This is a genomic window from Methyloversatilis sp. MC4-4, from assembly GCF_049843555.1.
Classification (GTDB): domain Bacteria; phylum Pseudomonadota; class Gammaproteobacteria; order Burkholderiales; family Rhodocyclaceae; genus Methyloversatilis; species Methyloversatilis discipulorum_B.
Map to the genome: position 1 here is coordinate 1,295,191 of NZ_JBBHZK010000001.1, position 19,550 is coordinate 1,314,740.

Here is a 19,550-nt window from a genome sequence, read left to right on the forward strand (position 1 = left end):
ACGCGGGCGCTCATTCGATCACCTCGCCGCGCAACAGGAACTTCGCCATGGCGGCCGAACTGACGAAGCCGAAGATCGAAACGAGCAGCGCAGCCTCGAAGTACATCGCGCTGCGATAGCGTATCGCCAGCACCATCAGGATCAGCATCGCGATGGTGCAGATCAGGTCCATCGCCAGCACGCGGTCCTGCGCGGACGGGCCGCGGACCAGGCGCAGCAGCGCCAGCGCCATCGCCGTGATGTAGCAGCCCATCGTGAACACGATGGCGGAAAACAGCAGCGGGCTCATTCGAATATCTCCATCAGCGGGCGTTCGTAGCGGCGCTTGATCAGTGCGATCTCGGCCTCGACATCGTCCATGTCGAACATGTGGACGAGCAGCGCGCTGCGGTCCAGCGCCAGCTCCGACCAGATGGTGCCGGGGATCACGCACATGATGGCCGCCAGCACCGCCAGCCCGTTCGGATCGCGCATGTCCAGTGGCACCACGACGAAACCGCCGCGCGGCATGCGCTTGCCCGCAGCCAGCGTGCCGCGCAGCACGCGCCAGTTCCAGACGATCACGTCGTAACCGACCTGCATGAACAGCCGCAGTGCCACCCACGGACGGCGGAAGCGCACCGGCGTCGGCCGCAGCGACTGCGTCAGCAGCGGCACCAGCACACCAAGGAAGGTGCCGAGCAGCCACTGACCGAGGCCCAGCGACGCATTGTTGAGCAGCAGCCACAGCGCGAGCAGCGCCAGCGACAGCAGCGGAGCGGGAAACATGCGGCGCATCATGGCGCGGACTCCGGCCCGTGCAGGCCCAGGCGTTCGGCATTGGTCGGTGTCGGTCGCGGCCGCGCCGACAGCACCGCGTCGATATAGCCGGCCGGGCTGTATAGCGCGTCGGCGGTCGCCGCCGCGTAGCGCATGACCGGCTCGGCGCGCACCGAAATGAACACGCACACACCGACCAGCACCGCGATCGGCACGAATTCGACCACCCGCAGCAGCGGTGCCTCGCGATCGACCGGTGTCCAGAAGAAGCGGATGCCGACGCGCGACAGTGCCACCAGCGCGCACAGCCCGGACAGCACGATGAGTACCGGCAGCACCCAGGTCAGCAGCGCGTCGATGCGGGCAGTGTCCGCGCTCAGCTCCGGCACCAGCGCCGACAGCAGCACGAACTTGCCGATGAAGCCGGACAGCGGCGGCAGTCCGGCCACCAGCAGCGTGCAGCAGATGAAGGCCAGGCCGAGCAGCGCGGTGGCAGCCGGAATGGCGTGACCGATCAGCATTTCCTCGTCCTCGTCCAGATTGACGTCCTTGTCCAGCTCAAGTTCGGCCAGCGGGAACGGCAGGTGATCCTCCTCGTCCTCCGGCGCGCGCGCGCCGGCGACGTCGGCACTGCGCGAGCGCTCCATCAGCTCGGCCAGCAGGAAGAAGGCGGCCACGCCGAGCGTCGAACTGGGCAGGTAGTACAGCGCGCCGGCGGTCAGTTCCGGACGGGCCAGACCGAGCACGGCCAGCAGCGTGCCCGAGGACACGATGACGGCGAAGCCTGCCAGCCGGCCCGGCCGCTGCGTCGAGAACATGCCGAAGGCCCCGGCCGCCAGCGTCGCCGTGCCGCCCCACAGCAGCCAGTCGCTGCCGAAGCCGGCGGAAGCGCCCGCCTGGTCCGAGAACATCAGCGTACTGAAGCGCAGCAGCACGTAGACGCCCACCTTGGTCAGCAGCGCGAACACCGCGGCCGCCGGCGCGCTGGCGGCGGCATAGGCCGGCACCAGCCAGAAGTTCAGCGGCCACATCGCCGCCTTGGCGAGGAAGGCGACACCGAGCACGGCGAAGCCCGCGTGCAGCAGCGCGCGATCGCCGGCCGCCACCTGCGGGATGCGTGCCGCGATGTCGGCCATGTTCAGCGTGCCGGTGACGCCGTAGATCAGCGCCGCGCCGATCAGGAAGAGCGAGGACGCCAGCAGGTTGATCGCCACGTAGTGCAGCCCGGTGCGCACACGCGACGGACCCGATCCATGCAGCAGCAGGCCGTAGGACGCCGCCAGCATCACCTCGAAGAACACGAACAGGTTGAACAGGTCGCCGGTCAGGAAGGCGCCGTTCAGACCCATGATCTGGATCTGGAACAGCGGATGAAAGTGCGCACCCGCCTTGTGCCAGCGCGCCACCGCGAACAGCAGCGCCATCAGCGCGACGACGGCCGCGGTGACCAGCAGCAGCACCGAAAGGCGGTCGGCGACCAGCACGATGCCGAAGGGCACATCCCAGTTCGACGGCAGGTAAACGCCATAGGCGGCGGGCTGGTCGCTGCCGACCCAGAACAGTAGCAGCACCGCCACCGCCAGATTGGCCAGCGCGGCCGCCAGACCGATCATGCCGCGGATGCGGTGGCGCCGGCCGTCCAGCAACAGCAGCAGGCAGGCGGTCAGCAGCGGCAGCAGGATGGGAACGATAGTCAGATGCGGCATCAGCGCCTGTGCGAGGGCCCTCATTCGGCGTCCTCCCGCCCATCGACATGGTCATTGCCGAAGAAGCCCCGCTGCGCCAGCAGCACGACCAGGAAGAGCGCGGTCATCGCGAAGCCGATCACGATGGCGGTCAGCACCAGTGCCTGCGGCATCGGGTCGGTGTAGTGCGCAAGGTCGGTCGGCACGCCGGGCGCCAGCACCGGCTCGCTGTCCAGCGCCAGCCGGCCCATGCTGAAGATGAACAGGTTCACGCCGTAGCCGAGCAGCGACAGCCCCATGATCACCTGATAGGTACGCGGTCGCAGCAGCAGCCACACGCCGCAGGCGGTGAGCACGCCGATCGCGCAGGCGAGGACGATTTCCATCAGTGCGCTCCCTCTCTTTGTTCGTCGCCGTCACCATCGCTGTCGCGGACACGGCGTCCGCGCACCGACTGGTGGCCCAGCGCGGTCAGTATCAGCAGCGTCGCCCCGACCACCAGCAGGAACACGCCGATGTCGTAGAACAGCGCGCTGGCGACGTGGATGTCGCCGATCAGCGGCAGGCTGACGTGGGCGGTGTGAGTGGTCAGGAAGGGATAGCCCAGTGTGAAGGAACCGAGGCCGGTAGCCGTCGCCGTCAGCAGGCCGAAGGCGATCCAGCGCTGCGGCCGCAGGTCCATGTGCGCTTCGACCCACTGCGTGCCCGACACGATGTACTGCACGATGAAGGCGGTCGACAACACCAGCCCGGCGACGAAGCCGCCGCCCGGTTCGTTGTGGCCGCGCATGAACAGGTAGACCGCGATCACCGCCGCCAGCGGCAGCACCAGCCGCACCAGCACCGCCGGTACCATCAGGTAGCCACGCGCGGTGTCCTCGGCTGTCTGCGCATCGACCAGATCGGTCGCCAGGTCGGCCGGCAGCGCCCGCTGCTGCGCCGGCAGTTCTGCACTTTCCGGCGCCGGACGGAAGCGGCGCAGCAGCGCATACACGGTCAGCGCCACCACGCCCAGCACGGTGATTTCGCCCAGCGTGTCGAAACCGCGGAAATCGACCAGCATCACGTTCACCACATTGCTGCCGCCGCCTTCGGGCAGCGCCCGTTCGAGAAAGAAGGGCGAAATGCTCTGCGGAAAACTGCGCGTCATCATGGCCCACGAAAGCAGCGCGAGGCCGGCGCCGGCCGCGAGTGCGACCGTCAGGTCGCGCGCACGCCGCACGCGTGCCCGCGCGCGGACGCGCAGCGACTGGTCGCGCCCGACGTCCTCCAGCCGCTTCGGCAGCCAGCGCAGCCCGAGCATGACGAGCACGGTGGTGACCGCCTCGACCGACAGCTGGGTCAGCGCGAGATCGGGCGCCGAGAACCAGGCGAAGGTGATGACGGTGACCAGCCCGGACACGCTCATCAGCGCCAGCGCGGTCAGCCGGTGGTATTTCGCCTGCCATACGGCGCCGATCGCGGCCCCCGCCCCGACCAGCCACATCAGCGCGAACATCGGCGAGAACTCGAGCATGGCGCGGTCACCGCCGGCCAGCAGCGCCTCGCTGCCGAGCTTGCGCAGTGGCACGGCGGCGGCCAGCAGCGTCACCAGCACCAGCAGCATCAGCTGCATCTGCAGGCGCCGCGTACCGAACAGCCGCCGGGTGTGGCGGCCGGCCAGCGTCAGCCGGGCCAGCAGCGAGCGGAACACGCGCTTGCCGTTGATCCGGCCGAGCAGCGGCGTCGTCGCCAGATGGCCGCGGCGCATCGGGCTGCGCAGCGCGAAAAAGAGCGCGATGCCGCCGACCAGCGACAGCAGGCTCATCCACAGCGGCAGGTTGAAGCCGTGCCACACCGCCAGGTCGAAAGCCGGCAGCGTGCCGACTACCGGCTGCGCCGCAGTTTCGAGGATGCGCTGGATGGACCACTGCGGCAGCGTGCCGACCACCAGACAGGCAAGCACCAGCACCGAGATCGGCGCCCGCATCCAGCGCGGCGGCTCGTGCGGCTGTCGCGGCAGCGCGCCGCATTTGTCGCGGCCCAGGAACACCTCGACCGTGAAGCGCAGCGAATAGGCGACGCTGAACATGCCGGCGACCACTGCCACCACCGGCAGCGCGCGATCGATGCCGGGTGAGGCGGCGAGGAACACTGCTTCGCTGAAGAACATTTCCTTCGAGATAAAGCCGTTGAGCAGCGGCACGCCGGCCATCGCCGCCGCCGCCACGGTCGCCAGCGTTGCGGTGATCGGCATGTAGCGCGCCAGACCGCTCAGGCGGCGGATGTCGCGCGTGCCGGTTTCATGGTCGATCACGCCCACCGCCATGAACAGCGAGGCCTTGAAGGTGGCGTGGTTGATGATGTGGAACACCGCCGCCACCGCCGCCAGCGGGCTGTTCAGACCGAGCAGCGTGGTGATCAGGCCGAGATGCGAAATGGTCGAATAGGCGAGCAGGCCCTTCAGGTCGTTCTGGAAGATGGCGGCGAAACCGCCGACCAGCAGCGTCGCCAGACCGGCGCCCGTGACCAGCCAGAACCACTCGTCGGTGCCGGCCAGCACCGGCCACAGCCGCGCCAGCAGGAACACGCCGGCCTTCACCATGGTGGCCGAATGCAGGTAGGCCGACACCGGTGTCGGTGCCGCCATCGCATTGGGCAGCCAGAACTGGAACGGGAACTGCGCGCTCTTGGTGAAGGCGCCGAGCAGCACCAGCACCAGCATCGGCCGGTACAGCGGATGCGCGCGCACCGTGTCGCCGGCCGCCAGCACCACGTCGAGGTCGTAGCTGCCGGCGATGTGGCCGAGCAGTACCACACCGGCCAGCAGGCAGAGGCCGCCCGCGCCGGTCACGGTCAGCGCCATGCGCGCGCCGCGGCGCGCGTCCTTGCGGTGGTGCCAGTAACCGATCAGCAGGAAGGAGAACAGGCTGGTCAGTTCCCAGAACAGCACCATCTGGAACAGGTTGCCGGACAGCACGACGCCGCTCATCGCACCCATGAAGGCGAGCAGGAAGGCGAAGAAGCGCGGCACCGGGTCGGCCGGCGACATGTAGTAGCGCGCGTACAGCACGACCAGTGCGCCGATGCCCAGCACCAGCATCGAGAACATCCAGGCGAAGCCGTCCATGCGCAGCACGAAGTTCAGGCCGAGCGACGGCAGCCAGGAAATTTCCTGACGGATCACCTGCCCGGCCGCGATCTCCGGAAACAGCAGCGCCGCCTGCACCGTGCAGAGCAGCGCGATAAGGCCGGCCAGCGTCGATTCGGCATTGCGCGCATTGGTCGGCAGCAGTGCTGCAATCAGGCTGCCGGCGAAAGGCAGTGCGACGAGGGTGATCAGCGGCAGTTGCATCGGATGACCATCTTCTTGTTCTCGTTTGGAACGGACAGACGAACAGGACGAGTGCGCGGCGGCAGCGCCGCGTCACATCGGCCGTACGAAAAAATCAGAGCGCGCGCAGGCTGGTCAGCGCGGGTGCCTTCAGCGCTCCGCGCAGACCCAGCATGCCGGCGGCAAGCACGGCCAGCACGCTGAATGCGACGCCGGCCAGCGGCAGGCCGGCGGAGGGCAGATACGGGAGCTGAAAGGCCTGGCGGGCCAGCAGCATGGTCAGCACGAGAGCGCCGAATGCGGCGAGCACGCCAGCGAGAGCCCCGAGTATCGCAAATTCCGCGGCCAACGAGGCACGCAATTGCCGGTCGCGTGCGCCGAGGGTGCGCAGCACCGCCAGCTCGAAACGCCGCTCGTCGTGCGTGGACTCGATGGCTGCCAGCAGCACGACCACGCCAGCCAGCAGCGCGAAACCGAACACCACGCTGACTGCCGCCGACAGCTGGTCCATCAGCGCGCGGAACTGGCGCACCACGGCATCGACATCGACCGCGGTCAGATTGGGAAAGCGCGCCACCAGTTCGTTGGTGAAGCCGGCTGCCGTTGCCGGCAGATGGAAGGAGGTGATGTAGCTGGCCGGGAAATCCTCCAGCACGCCGGGGGTCGCGACGACGAAGAAATTGACGTTCATCGAATCCCACTCCAGCTCGCGCAGGCTGCCGACCACCGCCTCGACCTGGCGGCCGGCGACATCGAAGCGCAAACGGTCACCAGGCGCGATGCCCAATGTGCGCGCCAGTCCGGCCTCGACCGAGAAGGCGGGCTGCGCGGCGTCCCAGTTGCCGGCGACGATGCGGTTGCCAACCTGTACGTGGTCGTCCCAGGACAGGTTGAATTCGCGCTCGACCAGCCGCTTGGCGCGTGCGTCGTCATAGTCGTCCGGCGACACCGCACGGTCGTTCAGCGCGACCAGGCGAGCGCGCGACATCGGCAGCAGCTGCGGCGGCGCCAGTCCGGCATCGGCGAACTGCGCGCGCACCGCGTCGAGCTGGTCGGGCTGGATGTTCAGCACGAAGCGGTTCGGTGCGTCGACCGGCAGCCGGTTGCGCCAGGCATCGAGCAGATCGCCGCGCACGATGACCAGCAGCAGCACCGCGGTGAGGCCGAGACCGAGCGCGGCGATCTGCACCGTCGAGGCGACGCGCCGGCGGGTCAGGCTGGCCAGACCGTAGCGCCAGCCGCCGGCAGTGCCGCCGCGCAGCCGCGCCACCAGCGCCAGCGCGCCCCAGGCGACCGCCGCGTAAATGCCGCAGGCGGCCGCGAAGCCACCGACCACGACGGCGCCCAGCGTCAGGTCGCCGGCCATCAGCACGATCAGCGCCGACAGACAGGCCAGGCCGAAACCGTAGGCGCCCCAGGACACGACGTCTGCGTCGTCCCATTCGCGCCGCAGCACGCGCAGCGTCGACACGCGGCGCAGGCGCAGCAGCTGCGGCCACACGAAACCCAGCATCAAGGTCATGCCAACGGCAAAACCGTACAACACCGGCGTCAGCCCGGGCTGCGGCAAGGTGGTCGCGAACAGACCGGCGAGCAGCGCCTCGACACCAAACTGCGTGACGTAGCCGACGACGCAGCCGAGCGCGCAGGCGAGCAGGCCGACCAGCACGAACTCGATCAGGAACAGCCGCGTCAGCCGCGCCTGCGTGGCGCCGAGGCAGCGCATCACGGCGCAGCCGTCGAGATGGCGCTGCATGTAGCGGCGCGCCGCAAGGCCGACGGCCACGGCGGCGAACACGACGGCCAGCATGGCCGCCAGACGCAGGAATTTCTGCGCCCGGTCGAGCGCGCCGCGCACCTCGGGCTGCGCCTCCTCGACATTCTCGACGCGCTGGCCGCGCGCCAGCTGAGGCTTCAGCCAGGCGGCGTAGGCACGCACCGCAGCGTCGTCGCCCGCCACGTGCAGCCGGTAGCTGATGCGGCTGCCTTCCTGTATCAGCCCGCTGGCCGGCAGATCGGCCGCGTTCAGCATCAGCCGCGGCACGATGGCGAAGAAGCTCGCGCCGCGATCCGATTCGAAGGTGAGCACCGCGGCCACGCGCAGCTTGAGCTGGCCGACGCTGATCGTGTCGCCGCTGCGCACGCGCAGCGCACTGGTCGCGCGTTCGTCCAGCCACACCGTGCCGGGCTCGGGTATCGCCCGCGTGTCGGCGTCCGGCGCATTCAGTTCTGGCGCGATGCGCAGCTTGCCGCGCAGCGGGTAGCCGTCGGACACCGCCTTGACGCCGACCAGCTGGGCGCCGTCGGCGGCCGACGCCATGCTGGTGAAGCTCCAGCTACGGATCGCACGCAGTCCGCGCGACTGCGCTTCATCGACGTAGGTGTCGGGCAGCGGGTTGTCGCCGGCCACGCGCAGATCGCCGCCGAGCAGCTGGTTCGCCTCGCTGACCACCGAACGCGACACGCGGTCGGTGAAGAAGGACACCGAGGTGAGTGCGGCCACCGCCAGCAGCAGCGCCAGGCCGAGCACGCGCAGCTCGCCGGCACGGAAGTCGCGCAGCGCCATGCGCGCAGCCAGAATCAGATCGGAGGTCATCGCTTCATTCTCTTTCTTGTCTTGTCCGGCGTCTGTCGATCGCTCCCGATACGACAGCCAGGTCGGGCACAATGCGCGCCTTGCGTTTCAGCCCGTATGGACACCCGATGTCGAAAAACGATCTCGACAGTTTTGTTTCCGCCGTCGCGGCCGGTGCATTGATTCCCGAGCCCGCCACGATGTTCAACCCCTGGGGCGATCACGACCCGCTGCACGACACCGGTCCGGACGCACCGCGCATCCGCGCCGACCACCTGCAGCGCTATCTGGCCGCCCGGCTCGGGCGCGCTCGCGTGCTGCTGATCGCCGAAGCGCCGAGCTACAGCGGTGCCAAGTTCTCCGGCATGGCGATGACCAGCGAGCGCGACGTGCTGGCCGCCCATGCCGCCGGCCGCGGCAGCGACTATTTCGACGGCGGCTTCCAGCGCACCAGCCGCGTGCTGCCGCAGCTGAAGAACACCGACGGCATGCTGGAGCGGACCGCCAGCATCGTCTGGGCCGCGATGTCCGGCAATGGCTGGGCACCGACCGATTTCGTGCTGTGGAACGCGGTCGCCTACCACCCGCACGACGCCGGCCGGCCGCTGACCAACCGTGCGCCGAGCGTGAGCGAACGGCGCGCGCTGCGCCCGCTGCTGGAACAGTTCCTCGCCCTCTTCCCCGGCGTGCCGCGGCTGGCCATCGGGCGCATCTGCCAGCACAGCCTGGCCGACATGGGCATCGACGCGCTGCCGGCGCGGCATCCGAGCTACGGCGGCGCGCCGGAGTTCCGCGCCGCGGTAGCCGACCTGCGTGCCCGGCTTACTGCCTGATCAGCTTGACGAAACTGTCGGGCGGCGACTCGAAATTGCTGCGCCAGGGGTTGATGTCGAGCCCGCCGCGACGGGTGTAACAGGCGCACACGGTCAGCAGTTCGGGCTGGCAGCGCGCCATCACGTCCATGTAGATGCGTTCGACGCAGTGCTCGTGGAAATCGGCGTGATTGCGGAAGGACACGATGTAGCGCAACAGCCCGGCGCGGTCGATCTTCGGTCCGCGGTAGCGCAGTTGCAGCGAGGCCCAGTCCGGCTGCAGCGTGACCGGGCAGTTGGACTTCAGCAGGTCGGAGCGCAGCGTTTCCTCGACCGTGTCGCCACTGGCGGACAGCAGCGCTGCGTCCGGCTGGTAGCGGTCGCAGACGATGTCCAGGCCGTCGATCGACTCGCCCACCATCTGCGTCTGCACCGGCGGCACGCCGTCCGGCGCATACATCTGCACCGTCACGCCGGACTGGCAGGCAGCCGACAGATCGGTCTCGATCAGCGCGCGCACCGCTTCCAGCGAACTCATGCGTTCGTTGTTGTAGCCGTTCAGGTAGAGCTTGAGCGACTTCGACTCGACGATGTGGCTGCTGTCGGCCGGAATGTCGAAGCGGCCGATCGCGACTTCAGGCTTGCCCTGCGGGTTGAGCCAGGAAATCTCCCAGGCGTGCCAGCGATCGACGCCGCCGAAGGGCAGCGTCTGCGCAGCGATGCCCAGCGCCGCGCGCGACGCCTCACGCGGCATCGGGAACAGCAGGCCGGCGTCGTAACTGTCCGGATAGTCCGTCGCGTGGCCGAGGCCGGATCCGCTCGCAGGGTGCGTCATCACTGCCCCATCGCCGCGCGGATCAGCGCGGCCGCGTCGGTGTTACCGGCCTTCATCGCCCAGTCGAGTGCGGTCTCGCCGTCGCGGCCGCGGATGCGCGCGTCGGCGCGTGCGGCCAGCAGCACCCTCACCGATTCGATATTGGCCTTCGCCGCCAGCATCAGCGCGGTGGCGCCGTTGGGCGCCGGCGCGTCGACCGGCGCACCGCGCGCGATCAGCGCCTTCAGCACCGCCGTGTGTCCCTGCATCGCCGCGTAGTGCAGCGCCGACCAGCCCTGGGTATTGACCGGATTGGCGCCAGCCGCGAGCAGCTGGTCGACCACGGCCACGTGGCCGTTGAAGGCGGCCACCGCCAGCGCCGTCTCGCCGACCGCATTGACCGCCTCGACCTTGGCGCGGCGCGCCAGCAGCGCCTTCACGAGCTCGGTATAACCGTTGCGTGCGGCGATGATCAGCAGCGTTTCACCGCGCGGATCGACCGAATTCACGTCCAGCCCACGGTCGATGAAACTGGCCACCTTGCCGGTGTCGCCGAGGTTAGCGGCGTTGATCAGGTCGTCGTACGCGGCCGCCGACACGCCACTGGCGCCGGCCAGACCAAGAATGAAACCGAGCAGTGCGATGCGCAGTGCCTTCATGCGGCCACCTCCTCGCGGCCAGCCAGTCGGGCGGCGTCGTGGAACAGGCGGAAGAAATTGTCGGAGGTGACGCGGCCGACCTCCTCCACCGTCATGCCACGCACCTTCGCCAGTTCGGCGGCGACGTGCGGCACGTAGGCGGGCTCGTTCATCTTGCCGCGGTAGGGCACCGGCGCCAGATAGGGCGAATCGGTCTCGATCAGCATCGACGCCAGCGGGATGGCCTTCGCCACGTCGCGCAACTGCTGCGCGTTCTTGAAGGTGACGATGCCGGAGAAGGAAATGCAGAAGCCCATATCGATCGCAGCTTCGGCCACTTCGAGCGTTTCGGTGAAGCAGTGCATGACGCCGCCCACCTCGTGCGCACGCTCCTCGCGCATGATGGTCAGCGTGTCCTCGGCCGACGAACGGGTGTGGATGATGAGCGGCTTGCCGCACTCCCGCGCGGCGCGGATGTGGGTGCGGAAGCGCTTGCGCTGCCATTCGAGGTCGCCGGTCAGGCGGAAGTAGTCGAGCCCGGTTTCGCCGATGGCGACCACGCGCGGATGCGTCGACATCTCGACCAGCTGCGCCACGTCCGGCTCGGTCACGTCCTCGTAATCGGGGTGCACGCCGAGCGAGGCGAACACGTTGGCGTGCCGCTCGGCCATGCCGGTGACGCGCGGCCAATGTTCGATATTGACCGACACGCACAGCGCGTGGCTGACCTGCTGTGCCTGCATATTGGCGAGCACTTCGTCCTCGCGTGCGGCGAGATCGGGGAAATCGATATGGCAGTGTGAGTCGATGAACATGAAAAACCGTTGTGGATCAATACTGAATCAAAGCGTGTGGGTCTGCCGCGACGAACCGAGGTAGCCGCCAACCACCTGTTCGATCCTGGCGCGCGCCGACTTGCTGCTGTCGTCCTCGCCAAAACGCAGGCCGATGCCCTGCTGCTTGCCGCCCTGCGCGTCAGCCGGCGTCACCCAGGCCACCGTGCCCTGGATGGGCAGCTTGGCCGGATCTTCCATCAGCTGCAGCAGCAGGAACACTTCGTCGCCCAGACGGTAGGCGCGGTTGGTCGGCAGGAAAATGCCGCCGCCCTTCAGGAAAGGCATGTAGGCCGCATAGAGCACCGATTTCGACGTCACCGCCAGCGACAGCACGCTGCGCCGGTTGCCCGGCTGGATATGCGGATCGCTCATGACAGCCTCCCTTTTCGTGTGCTCAGCGTTGCGACCGGAACAGACGGGCGTAACGAATGAGCATGTCTTCGAGGAACAGGCGCGCATTCAGCGGGTGATGCGCCAGCGCCCGCACCTTCAGCAATTCATTGTACCCACGCAGGACAGTGCCCACGTCGCTGCGTTCCGCCAGCTGCCCGAGCTGGGCGCGCCGGCCGACAAATACCCGCGGCTCGCCGGCCTGTGCCAGCAGCACGAGGTCGGCCAGCCAGCGCTGCAGCCAGGTGACCAGTGTCGGCAGATCGGTCAGGCCCGGTTCGCCCTTCTTGCGTCCCTTGAGCCAGCCGTCCCAGCGCGCGGCGACCTCCAGCGGCGCGCTCAGCGCGTGCTTCGATACATCATCGACAAACTGGGCCTGGATTTGAGCGTCCTTCGAACTGGCGAGGTCGCGCGCATGCAGCGGCGAACCTGCACACAGCGCCAGCGCATCGCCGGCGTCACGCACGCCCTGGGCCGCGAGCCAGGCCAGCGACTGTTCGATGGGCGGTTGCTGGAAGGACAGCACGCGGGTGCGGCTGCGTATCGTCGGCAGCAGCTTGCGAGGATGGTCAGTTATCAGCAAAAACAATGTCTTGGGCGGCGGTTCTTCAAGTGATTTCAGAAGCGCGTTCGCGGCGTCGACATTCATTGCTTCGGCCGGATACAGCAGCACCACGCGGTAGCCGCCCTGGTGCGAGCCGACGCCCAGACGGTCGGTCACCGCCCGCACCTGGGCGATGCGGATCAGCTTCGACTTCGCCTTGCCATCACCGTCGTCGGACGCCGTCTCGTCGCCCTCTTCCGCCTCGTCGTCGAGCGCCTCCGGCCGCACGACCAGCCAGTCCGGGTGGTTGTCGGTGGCGATCAGCCTGCACGAAGCGCATTCGCCGCAGGCTACCTGTTCCCCGCTCGCCCGCTCGCACAGCATGCGTGCCGCCAGCGCCTCGGCGAACTCGCGCTTGCCCAGGCCGGCCGGCCCGGCCAGCAGCAGCGCGTGCGGCATCCGTTCGGCCAGCGCCATCAACTGCGACCATTGCGGCTTGCACCAGTCGTAAATCATTCAGGAACAGTACCTTGAAAGAATTTCTTCAAGTTGAATGGAAACTTCTTCCGGGGTCCTTGCCGCGTCGAGCACCTGCATGCGTCGCGCGTCGGCCTTGGCGCGCGCGAGATAGGCGGCACGCACCCGGTTGAAGAAATCCGACTGTTCGCGCTCGAAGCGGTCGGGGTCGCCGCCGCTGGCCGCCAGTCTTTGCGCCGCCACCTCGCAGGGCAGATCGAACAGCAGTGTGAGCCCGGGCTGCAATCCGCGCTGCACCCAGGCTTCGAGCGCTTCGAGCCGCGCTTTGTCCAGGCCGCGACCGCCGCCCTGGTAGGCAAAGCTCGCGTCGGTGAAACGATCGCACAGCACCCATTCGCCCCGCGCCAGCGCCGGCTCGATCACCTGCGCCAGGTGTTCCCGCCGGGCGGCGAACATCAGCAGGGCTTCGGTATCCGGGTGCATGGTCTGGTGCAGCAGCAGCGCGCGCAGCGACTCGCCCAGCGGTGTACCGCCCGGCTCGCGGGTCAGCAGCACCGCATGACCGCGCGCGCGCAGCCAGTCGGCGGTGCGGGCGATCTGCGTGCTCTTGCCGGCGCCGTCCATGCCTTCGAAGGTGATGAAGCGGGTGTTGTGCATCGGGTTCGGATGAATTGGATGATGGATGACGGCCGGCGTCAGTTGCGTGCGGCGCGCGCCGGCCGCCGCTGGTAACGGTCGACCGCGCTGTTGTGCTCGGCCAGCGTCTTCGAGAACACGCTGCTGCCGTCGCCGCGCGCGACGAAGTAATAGTAACGGGTGGGCGCCGGATTCAACGCCGCCTCGATCGATGCGCGGCCGGGCGCGGCAATCGCTGTCGGCGGCAGGCCGCGCCGCAGATAGGTGTTGTACGGGCCGTCGGTCTGCAGGTGGGCGCGGGTCAGATTGCCGTCGAAGCGCTCACCCAGCCCGTAGATCACGGTGGGGTCGGTCTGCAGCGGCATGCCGGCACGCAGCCGGTTCACGAAGACCGAGGCCACCTTGTCGCGATCGGCCGCGGCGCCGGTTTCCTTCTCGACGATGGACGCCATGATCAGCGCGTCCTGCAGCGAGGCGTAGGGCAGATCGGGCGCGCGCGCCGCCCAGGCCTGTTCCAGTTGCGCGCGCATCGCGTGATGGGCGCGCTTCAGTATCGACAGGTCGCTGTCGCCGGCGGCAAACAGATAGGTGTCCGGAAAGAACCAGCCCTCGACGAAAGTCGCGTCGCTGCCGAGCCGGGCCAGCAGTTCGGCGTCGGACAGCGCCGCGGCGTCCTGCTTCAGGTCGGGACTGGCGGCCAGCGCAGTGCGGATCTGCTTCAGGGTCCAGCCCTCGATGAAGCGTACCTCGCGCATGCTCACATCGCCGCGCGTCATCATGCCCAGCAGTTCGAGTGGCGTGACGCCGCTGTTGAAGGCGTAGCTGCCGGCCTGCAGCCGGGTGCCATCGACCGCGACGCGGCCGATCAGGCCGAGCAGGCGGCCATCGACCGGAACACCCGCCGCCTCGATCTGGCGCGCTGCCTGGCGCAGCGCGGTGCCCGGGCGCAGTGTGTATTCGACGGCATCGCCGCTCCACTGCAGCGGGCGCTGCGCGTACCAGACCAGCGCGGCACCGATCAGCGCGGCGAGTACAGCCAGAAGAAGGAACAGACGGACGAGCAGACGGGTCATGCGAAAGAGGCGGGAACGCGCAGGCAGCACGCGCGGCCCCGTATGTTAACCTTTTCGGCAACCTCTCCTGCCTACGGATTTCGCAACATCATGATGCTCGACGATCTCATCCCCTCCGGCACTGCAGCCGACGACAGCCAGTTCCCCGCCATGCAGGACGCCGTCGCCGAAATGCGCGCCGCCCGCGAAGGCACCGTGCTGGTACCGCTGACCCATCTCGCCCGGCTGCGCGCCGACGGCGAGGACGCTGCCAGCTTCCTGCACAACCTGATGACGAACGACGTCAAGGGCCTGCCGGCCGACGGCTTGCGCAGCGCCGGTTTCTGCACGGCCAAAGGGCGCCTGCTCGCCACCTTCACGATGTGGCGCGACGGCGACGCCACCGTGCTGCAGTTGCCCCGTGCGCTGGCCGAGGCGATGCGCAAGAAGCTGTCGATGTACATCCTGCGCGCCAAGGCCACGCTGACCGATGCCACCGCCGCGATGCCGGCGCTCGGACTGGCCGGCCGCGATGCCGAAGCCGCGCTGCAGGCGGCCGGGCTGCCGGTGCCGGCGGCACCGATGACGCAGGCGGTGGCCGATGGCGTGCGCGTGCTGCGCCTGGCGAACGACCGCTTCGAGATCGTGCTGCCCGCCGACCGCCTCGAAGCGGTCTGGAGTGTGCTGTCCAGCCGCGCCACACCTGCCGGCACACCGACCTGGCGCTGGTTCGACATCCGCGACGGTCTGGTCAGCGTGTGGCCGGGTACGCAGGAAGAATTCGTGCCGCAGATGGTCAATTTCGAACTGACCGGCGGCGTCAGTTTCAAGAAGGGCTGCTACCCCGGGCAGGAGATCGTCGCCCGCACGCAGTACCTCGGCAAGCTGAAGCGCCGCATGTACCGCGCAAGCGCCGACTGCCCGCCGCCGGCGGCGGGCACGCCGGTACACGGTGTGGACACGAACGGACAGGCCTGCGGCCTGGTGGTCGATGCGGTCGCGCTGCCGGACGGTGGCTGCGATCTGCTCGCCGTGGTGCAGATGTCGAGCACCGAAGCGGGCGAGGTGCGCATCGGCGGGCTGGAGGGGCCGGTGCTGCGCTTCACTGCCCTGCCCTACGCGCTTGGCGAATGACGGTGCGCATCGACTACTACATCTACTACCGTATCGACACCACCCGCGAGGCGGCGCTGCTGGCCGCATTGAGCGCCATGCAGACCTCGCTGCAGGCGGCCACCGGCGTCGCCGGCCGCGTGCGCAGGCGGCTGGACGACCCGCAGACCTGGATGGAAGTGTATGAGGGCGTGAACAATCAGCGGCTGTTCGAGCTGGAACTGGGCTGCCACGTGCAAAGTCACGGGTTATACGAATTCCTGGCGCCTGACAGCGTGCGCCATCTCGAACGCTTCCGCACCGCCTGACGGACGCCGCAGCCCATGTGTCTCATCGTGCTCGGCTGGAAGCAGCAGCCGGACTGCCCGCTCATCGTCGCCGCCAATCGCGATGAGTTCCACCGTCGCCCGACGGCCGCACTCGACTTCTGGCCGGATGCGCCGCAAGTACTGGCCGGGCGCGACCTGCAGTCGGGCGGCAGCTGGATGGGCGTGAGCCGCTGCGGCCGTTTCGCCGCCCTGACCAACTACCGCGACCCGTCGGCGCAGCGCGACCACACCCGCTCGCGCGGCGAACTGGTCGCCGGCTTCCTGACCGGCCGGCAGACCGCCGGCGACTACGCGCGGCAGGCCTGCGGCGAGGCAGGCGCCTACAACGGTTTCAATCTGCTGCTCTGCGACGGCGACACGCTGGCGTGGGTCGGCCATCGCCACGGTGCAGAGGCGCAGTGGCGCGTGCTCGACGACGGCGTCCATGCGCTGTCCAACCACCTTCCGGGTACGCCCTGGCCCAAGCTGCTGCGCGCCCGCGACGGCTTTGCACGGGCGCTCGCCCTGACCGACGCCGCAGCGCGCCAGGACGCGCTGTTCGACACGCTGCGCGACGACACGCCGGCGGCCGACGCCGACCTGCCGGACACCGGCGTCGGTCTCGAATGGGAACGCCGTCTGTCGCCGGTCTTCATTGCCGGCGAGGACTACGGCACCCGGTCGAGCACGGTGCTGACCATGTGTCACAGCCGCATCGACGTCGAAGAGCGCTGCTACGGCCCGGGCGGGCGTGCCGACGGCAGGCGCCGCATCGCGATCGATCGCTGAACGGTCGCGGACACCGGCGGTCAGTCAAGTTTGAAGGCAGAATGCCGACAACAGGCCGACACTGCCCGCCGTCGCCTCCACCCCCGCCCTGCGGCAGCCGTGGGTGGAAGGATGAGCGGCAGCACTCCGCTACGGACACGTGCAGCATGACTTCCACGATCGCAGCCCCACTGCCGCCCGACGAACACGAACGCCTGCAGGCGCTGCAGGCCTGCCGGCTGCTCGATACGCCGCCCGAACCAGCGTTCGACGATCTGGCGCGCATTGCTTCGCAACTCTGCGGCACCCCGATCGCGCTGGTCAGCCTGGTCGACCAGGACCGGCAATGGTTCAAGTCGCGCATCGGTCTGGACGCCACCGAAACACCGCGCGAGCAGGCCTTCTGCGCACACGCCATCCTGCAGCACGAGGTGCTGGTGGTGCCGGACGCGACGATGGACGCGCGCTTTCGCGACAACCCGCTGGTCACTGGCGGGCCGGGCATCCGCTTCTACGCCGGGGCGCCGCTCGAAGTCGCCGATGGCCGGCGCATCGGCACGCTGTGCGTCATCGACACCGTGGCACACGAGCTCGGCGCCGCCCAGCGCGAAGCGCTGGCCGCGCTGGCGCGGCAGGTGGTCGCGCAGATCGAACTGCGCCTGCACGTGAGCGAGCTGCAGGCCGCACACGCGCGGCAGAACCTGTTCGAACAGCAGTTGCAGCGTTTCAACGCCGAAATGAAGGCGCTGGTCGATCATCGCACCGCCGAGCTGAAGGCGGAACGGGACCGCGCCGAGCTTTACTTCGACATTGCCGGCAACATGATGGTGGTCGCGGACAACGACGGGCGCATCGTGCGCGCCAACCGGATGGCGGCCGATGTGCTGGGCCACCCGGGCAACAGCCTGCCTGGACGCGACTGGTTCGAGCTGTGCTTTCCGGAAGACGAGCGTGCCGATGCGCGCGCCTTCTTCGCTCAGCTGGTCAGCGGCGAACGCGACGCGGCGCGCCGCTTCCGCGGCCACGTACTGACGGCCGACGGTCAGTTGCGCGTCGTGTCCTGGCACACCACGCGACTGCACGACGAACAGGGCGCGACCGCCGGCCTGCTCGGTGTCGGCGAGGACATCACGGCGCGGCTGCAGGCGGAGGAACATCTGCAGCGCACGCTCTCCGAACTCGAACGCAGCAACATCGCGTTGCAGCAGTTCGTGCACGTCGCCTCGCACGACCTGCGCGAGCCGATCAACTCCATCCTGAATTTCGCCAAGCTGCTCCGGCGTGACGCCCACGAGGCGGATGCGACGCGACGCGAGCGCTACGTGGACTTCATCGTGCGTGGCGGCGAGCGGCTGCGCGCGCTGGTGGACGATCTGCTTGCCTTCGTCCGGCTCGACGCGACCGAGGCACGGATGGACGCCGTAAATCTGGCTGAACTGGTGGAAGAAACGCGCCAGTCGCTGGCCGCCGCCATCGGTCGCAGCAGCGCGACCATCCGTGTCACGCCGCTGCCAGTCATTCGCGGCGACCGCAGCCTGCTCGGTCTGCTGCTGCAGAACGTGATCGACAACGCGCTGAAGTTTCACGCGCCGGGCACGCCGCCGGAAGTCGATATCGCTTATGCCGTGGTCGGCGACGAACTGCACATATCGGTGCGCGACAACGGCATAGGCATCGCACCGGAATTCCAGGAGCGCATCTTCGAGGCTTTCCAGCGGCTGCATGCACAGGCCGAGTACGAGGGCACAGGCCTCGGACTCGCGCTGAGTCGTCGGATCGCCGACATGCACCATGGCCGCATCTTCGTCGAGTCGCAGCCCGGCGCCGGCAGCCGTTTCGTGCTGGCATTACCCGCGAGATGCCGTATCGGCATCGCGTCGCATACGATGCAGCGGACGGAGATAGCGTGATGCCCGCATGCCTGACAGGACGCTCGCCATGCCGATGACAGCCCATGCTGTCGGAACTGTCGCCGTCAGGATGCAGGCGCCTCGATCCCGCGTGCGCCGCACCGATCAACCGGAGTTTGCACAATGACGACCGCAGCGCTGCGCACCGTGATGCTGATCGACGACAACGACGCCGACAACTTCTTTCACGGCATGATGATCGAGCGCTCCGGCCTGGCGACGGAGCTGCTGGTATTCGAGTGGGCGGAAAAGGCGCTGGAGTGGTTCCACGCGCACCCGGGCCACGCGGTCGACCTCATCCTGCTCGACATCAACATGCCGCGCATGAATGGCTTCGAGTTTCTCGAACAGTTCCACCAGCTGCCTGCGTCGCATCAGGCGGATGCCCGCGTCTGCATGCTCAGTTCGTCACCGCTGGACAGCGACCGCGTCCGCGCCTTCACCTTCCCGCGCGTGACCGACTTCATCGTCAAGCCGCTGGGGGACGGCTTCCTGTCTCAGCTGACCAAGGCCTGCGACATACGCCGGTGAAGGATGCCGGCCTCGTCGAATACCGGTCCGTCGGCAACGAAACCCTGCGCCTCGTAGAAGCCCAGCGCATGCATCTGCGCGTGCAGCACCACCTCACGCATTCCGCGCCGCCGCGCCTCGGCGAGCAAAGCCTGCAGCAGCGCCCGGCCCACACCCGTCGAGCGGAACGGCGCGCGCACGGCCATGCGACCGATGTGGCCGTCGGGCAACAGGCGCCCGCAACCGACCGGGTGACCGTCGAGCAGCGCCAGCGCATGCACGCTGGTAACGTCGTCGGCGTCCCACTCCATCCCTTCCGGAACCTGCTGTTCGACGATGAATACTTCGCGGCGTATCGCTTCGAGCGCCGGCGTCATCGACACCCAGTCACCCAGCTCGACGCGCAGCAC

20 protein-coding genes are annotated in these 19,550 nt (G+C 68.4%); 6 read left to right on the forward strand and 14 right to left on the reverse strand.

Features of this window, described 5'->3' with window-relative positions:
• Positions 1-10 precede the first annotated feature (10 nt).
• From WDZ97_RS05930 to WDZ97_RS05955, 6 genes are all read right to left on the reverse strand, one after another.
• Complete coding sequence (locus WDZ97_RS05930; RefSeq protein WP_304001296.1) at positions 11-289, reverse strand: K+/H+ antiporter subunit F; 279 nt, start codon at positions 287-289, stop codon at positions 11-13.
• Entirely contained in the window at positions 286-780 is a 495-nt protein-coding gene (locus tag WDZ97_RS05935; protein WP_425762114.1) for a Na+/H+ antiporter subunit E, read from the reverse strand. Before WDZ97_RS05935 ends, WDZ97_RS05930 begins: the two co-directional genes overlap by 4 nt.
• Positions 777-2,489 carry a monovalent cation/H+ antiporter subunit D gene (locus WDZ97_RS05940; protein ID WP_425762115.1) on the reverse strand — a complete coding sequence of 571 codons (1,713 nt, stop codon included), beginning with the start codon at positions 2,487-2,489 and terminating at the stop codon, positions 777-779. Before WDZ97_RS05940 ends, WDZ97_RS05935 begins: the two co-directional genes overlap by 4 nt.
• Positions 2,486-2,830 carry a Na+/H+ antiporter subunit C gene (locus WDZ97_RS05945; RefSeq protein WP_008059261.1) on the reverse strand — a complete coding sequence of 115 codons (345 nt, stop codon included), beginning with the start codon at positions 2,828-2,830 and terminating at the stop codon, positions 2,486-2,488. Before WDZ97_RS05945 ends, WDZ97_RS05940 begins: the two co-directional genes overlap by 4 nt.
• Positions 2,830-5,778, reverse strand: a complete 2,949-nt coding sequence (locus WDZ97_RS05950; RefSeq protein WP_425762116.1) for a monovalent cation/H+ antiporter subunit A — start codon at positions 5,776-5,778, stop codon at positions 2,830-2,832. The genes WDZ97_RS05945 and WDZ97_RS05950 overlap by 1 nt, the downstream gene beginning before the upstream one ends.
• Before the next feature lie 94 nt (positions 5,779-5,872).
• On the reverse strand, positions 5,873-8,353 hold the full coding sequence (locus WDZ97_RS05955; RefSeq protein WP_425762117.1) for an ABC transporter permease: 2,481 nt from the start codon (positions 8,351-8,353) through the stop codon (positions 5,873-5,875).
• A gap of 107 nt (positions 8,354-8,460) precedes the next feature.
• On the opposite strand from WDZ97_RS05955, the gene WDZ97_RS05960 reads away from it, so the two are divergent.
• The gene (locus WDZ97_RS05960; protein ID WP_425762118.1) at positions 8,461-9,165 is read left to right on the forward strand and encodes a uracil-DNA glycosylase; all 705 of its coding nucleotides are present in this window, start codon (positions 8,461-8,463) and stop codon (positions 9,163-9,165) included.
• Here WDZ97_RS05960 and queF read toward each other — a convergent pair.
• From queF to mltG, 7 genes are read right to left on the reverse strand one after another with little or no spacing between them, the layout of a single operon-like run.
• A complete protein-coding gene (queF, locus tag WDZ97_RS05965) occupies positions 9,155-9,979 on the reverse strand; it encodes an NADPH-dependent 7-cyano-7-deazaguanine reductase QueF (protein ID WP_296811190.1) in 825 nt (274 codons plus the stop codon). The genes WDZ97_RS05960 and queF overlap by 11 nt on opposite strands.
• Positions 9,979-10,617, reverse strand: a complete 639-nt coding sequence (locus WDZ97_RS05970; RefSeq protein ID WP_304001276.1) for an ankyrin repeat domain-containing protein — start codon at positions 10,615-10,617, stop codon at positions 9,979-9,981. The genes queF and WDZ97_RS05970 overlap by 1 nt, the downstream gene beginning before the upstream one ends.
• Complete coding sequence (locus WDZ97_RS05975) at positions 10,614-11,411, reverse strand: TatD family hydrolase (protein WP_425762119.1); 798 nt, start codon at positions 11,409-11,411, stop codon at positions 10,614-10,616. Before WDZ97_RS05975 ends, WDZ97_RS05970 begins: the two co-directional genes overlap by 4 nt.
• 27 nt (positions 11,412-11,438) lie before the next feature.
• Positions 11,439-11,804, reverse strand: a complete 366-nt coding sequence (locus tag WDZ97_RS05980; protein ID WP_425762120.1) for a PilZ domain-containing protein — start codon at positions 11,802-11,804, stop codon at positions 11,439-11,441.
• Between the two features lie 22 nt (positions 11,805-11,826).
• A complete protein-coding gene (holB, locus tag WDZ97_RS05985; RefSeq protein ID WP_425762121.1) occupies positions 11,827-12,882 on the reverse strand; it encodes a DNA polymerase III subunit delta' in 1,056 nt (351 codons plus the stop codon).
• Positions 12,883-13,500, reverse strand: a complete 618-nt coding sequence (tmk, locus tag WDZ97_RS05990; RefSeq protein ID WP_425762122.1) for a dTMP kinase — start codon at positions 13,498-13,500, stop codon at positions 12,883-12,885.
• 38 nt (positions 13,501-13,538) lie between these two features.
• Positions 13,539-14,552 (reverse strand): endolytic transglycosylase MltG, encoded by a 1,014-nt coding sequence (gene mltG / locus WDZ97_RS05995; protein WP_425762123.1) that lies wholly within the window; start codon positions 14,550-14,552, stop codon positions 13,539-13,541.
• Between the two features lie 90 nt (positions 14,553-14,642).
• Between mltG and WDZ97_RS06000 the strand changes: the two genes are divergently transcribed.
• The 5 genes from WDZ97_RS06000 (at position 14,643) to WDZ97_RS06020 (ending at position 19,161) form a co-directional block, all read left to right on the forward strand.
• Positions 14,643-15,665 (forward strand): YgfZ/GcvT domain-containing protein, encoded by a 1,023-nt coding sequence (locus tag WDZ97_RS06000; protein WP_425762124.1) that lies wholly within the window; start codon positions 14,643-14,645, stop codon positions 15,663-15,665.
• Positions 15,662-15,952 (forward strand): DUF4936 family protein, encoded by a 291-nt coding sequence (locus WDZ97_RS06005; RefSeq protein ID WP_425762125.1) that lies wholly within the window; start codon positions 15,662-15,664, stop codon positions 15,950-15,952. The genes WDZ97_RS06000 and WDZ97_RS06005 overlap by 4 nt, the downstream gene beginning before the upstream one ends.
• A gap of 15 nt (positions 15,953-15,967) precedes the next feature.
• Entirely contained in the window at positions 15,968-16,741 is a 774-nt protein-coding gene (locus tag WDZ97_RS06010; protein ID WP_425762126.1) for an NRDE family protein, read from the forward strand.
• A gap of 146 nt (positions 16,742-16,887) precedes the next feature.
• The gene (locus WDZ97_RS06015; RefSeq protein WP_425762127.1) at positions 16,888-18,630 is read left to right on the forward strand and encodes a sensor histidine kinase; all 1,743 of its coding nucleotides are present in this window, start codon (positions 16,888-16,890) and stop codon (positions 18,628-18,630) included.
• Between the two features lie 123 nt (positions 18,631-18,753).
• Positions 18,754-19,161 (forward strand): response regulator, encoded by a 408-nt coding sequence (locus WDZ97_RS06020; RefSeq protein ID WP_304001259.1) that lies wholly within the window; start codon positions 18,754-18,756, stop codon positions 19,159-19,161.
• On the opposite strand, the gene WDZ97_RS06025 is transcribed toward WDZ97_RS06020, so the two are convergent.
• Positions 19,128-19,550, reverse strand: a complete 423-nt coding sequence (locus tag WDZ97_RS06025) for a GNAT family N-acetyltransferase (protein WP_425762128.1) — start codon at positions 19,548-19,550, stop codon at positions 19,128-19,130. The two genes, WDZ97_RS06020 and WDZ97_RS06025, sit on opposite strands and share 34 nt — an antisense overlap.

Bases quoted from the DNA above. Each gene is read 5' to 3' on its own strand.
- WDZ97_RS05930 (WP_304001296.1), bottom strand. From the start codon at position 289: ATGAGCCCGCTGCTGTTTTCCGCCATCGTGTTCACGATGGGCTGCTAC.
- queF (WP_296811190.1), bottom strand. From the start codon at position 9,979: ATGACGCACCCTGCGAGCGGATCCGGCCTCGGCCACGCGACGGACTAT.
- mltG (WP_425762123.1), bottom strand. From the start codon at position 14,552: ATGACCCGTCTGCTCGTCCGTCTGTTCCTTCTTCTGGCTGTACTCGCC.
- WDZ97_RS06000 (WP_425762124.1), top strand. From the start codon at position 14,643: ATGATGCTCGACGATCTCATCCCCTCCGGCACTGCAGCCGACGACAGC.
- WDZ97_RS05940 (WP_425762115.1), bottom strand. From the start codon at position 2,489: ATGAGGGCCCTCGCACAGGCGCTGATGCCGCATCTGACTATCGTTCCC.
- WDZ97_RS05980 (WP_425762120.1), bottom strand. From the start codon at position 11,804: ATGAGCGATCCGCATATCCAGCCGGGCAACCGGCGCAGCGTGCTGTCG.
- WDZ97_RS05975 (WP_425762119.1), bottom strand. From the start codon at position 11,411: ATGTTCATCGACTCACACTGCCATATCGATTTCCCCGATCTCGCCGCA.
- holB (WP_425762121.1), bottom strand. From the start codon at position 12,882: ATGATTTACGACTGGTGCAAGCCGCAATGGTCGCAGTTGATGGCGCTG.
- WDZ97_RS05970 (WP_304001276.1), bottom strand. From the start codon at position 10,617: ATGAAGGCACTGCGCATCGCACTGCTCGGTTTCATTCTTGGTCTGGCC.
- WDZ97_RS05955 (WP_425762117.1), bottom strand. From the start codon at position 8,353: ATGACCTCCGATCTGATTCTGGCTGCGCGCATGGCGCTGCGCGACTTC.
- WDZ97_RS06020 (WP_304001259.1), top strand. From the start codon at position 18,754: ATGACGACCGCAGCGCTGCGCACCGTGATGCTGATCGACGACAACGAC.
- WDZ97_RS06005 (WP_425762125.1), top strand. From the start codon at position 15,662: ATGACGGTGCGCATCGACTACTACATCTACTACCGTATCGACACCACC.
- WDZ97_RS05945 (WP_008059261.1), bottom strand. From the start codon at position 2,830: ATGGAAATCGTCCTCGCCTGCGCGATCGGCGTGCTCACCGCCTGCGGC.
- WDZ97_RS06010 (WP_425762126.1), top strand. From the start codon at position 15,968: ATGTGTCTCATCGTGCTCGGCTGGAAGCAGCAGCCGGACTGCCCGCTC.
- tmk (WP_425762122.1), bottom strand. From the start codon at position 13,500: ATGCACAACACCCGCTTCATCACCTTCGAAGGCATGGACGGCGCCGGC.
- WDZ97_RS06015 (WP_425762127.1), top strand. From the start codon at position 16,888: ATGACTTCCACGATCGCAGCCCCACTGCCGCCCGACGAACACGAACGC.
- WDZ97_RS05935 (WP_425762114.1), bottom strand. From the start codon at position 780: ATGATGCGCCGCATGTTTCCCGCTCCGCTGCTGTCGCTGGCGCTGCTC.
- WDZ97_RS05960 (WP_425762118.1), top strand. From the start codon at position 8,461: ATGTCGAAAAACGATCTCGACAGTTTTGTTTCCGCCGTCGCGGCCGGT.
- WDZ97_RS05950 (WP_425762116.1), bottom strand. From the start codon at position 5,778: ATGCAACTGCCGCTGATCACCCTCGTCGCACTGCCTTTCGCCGGCAGC.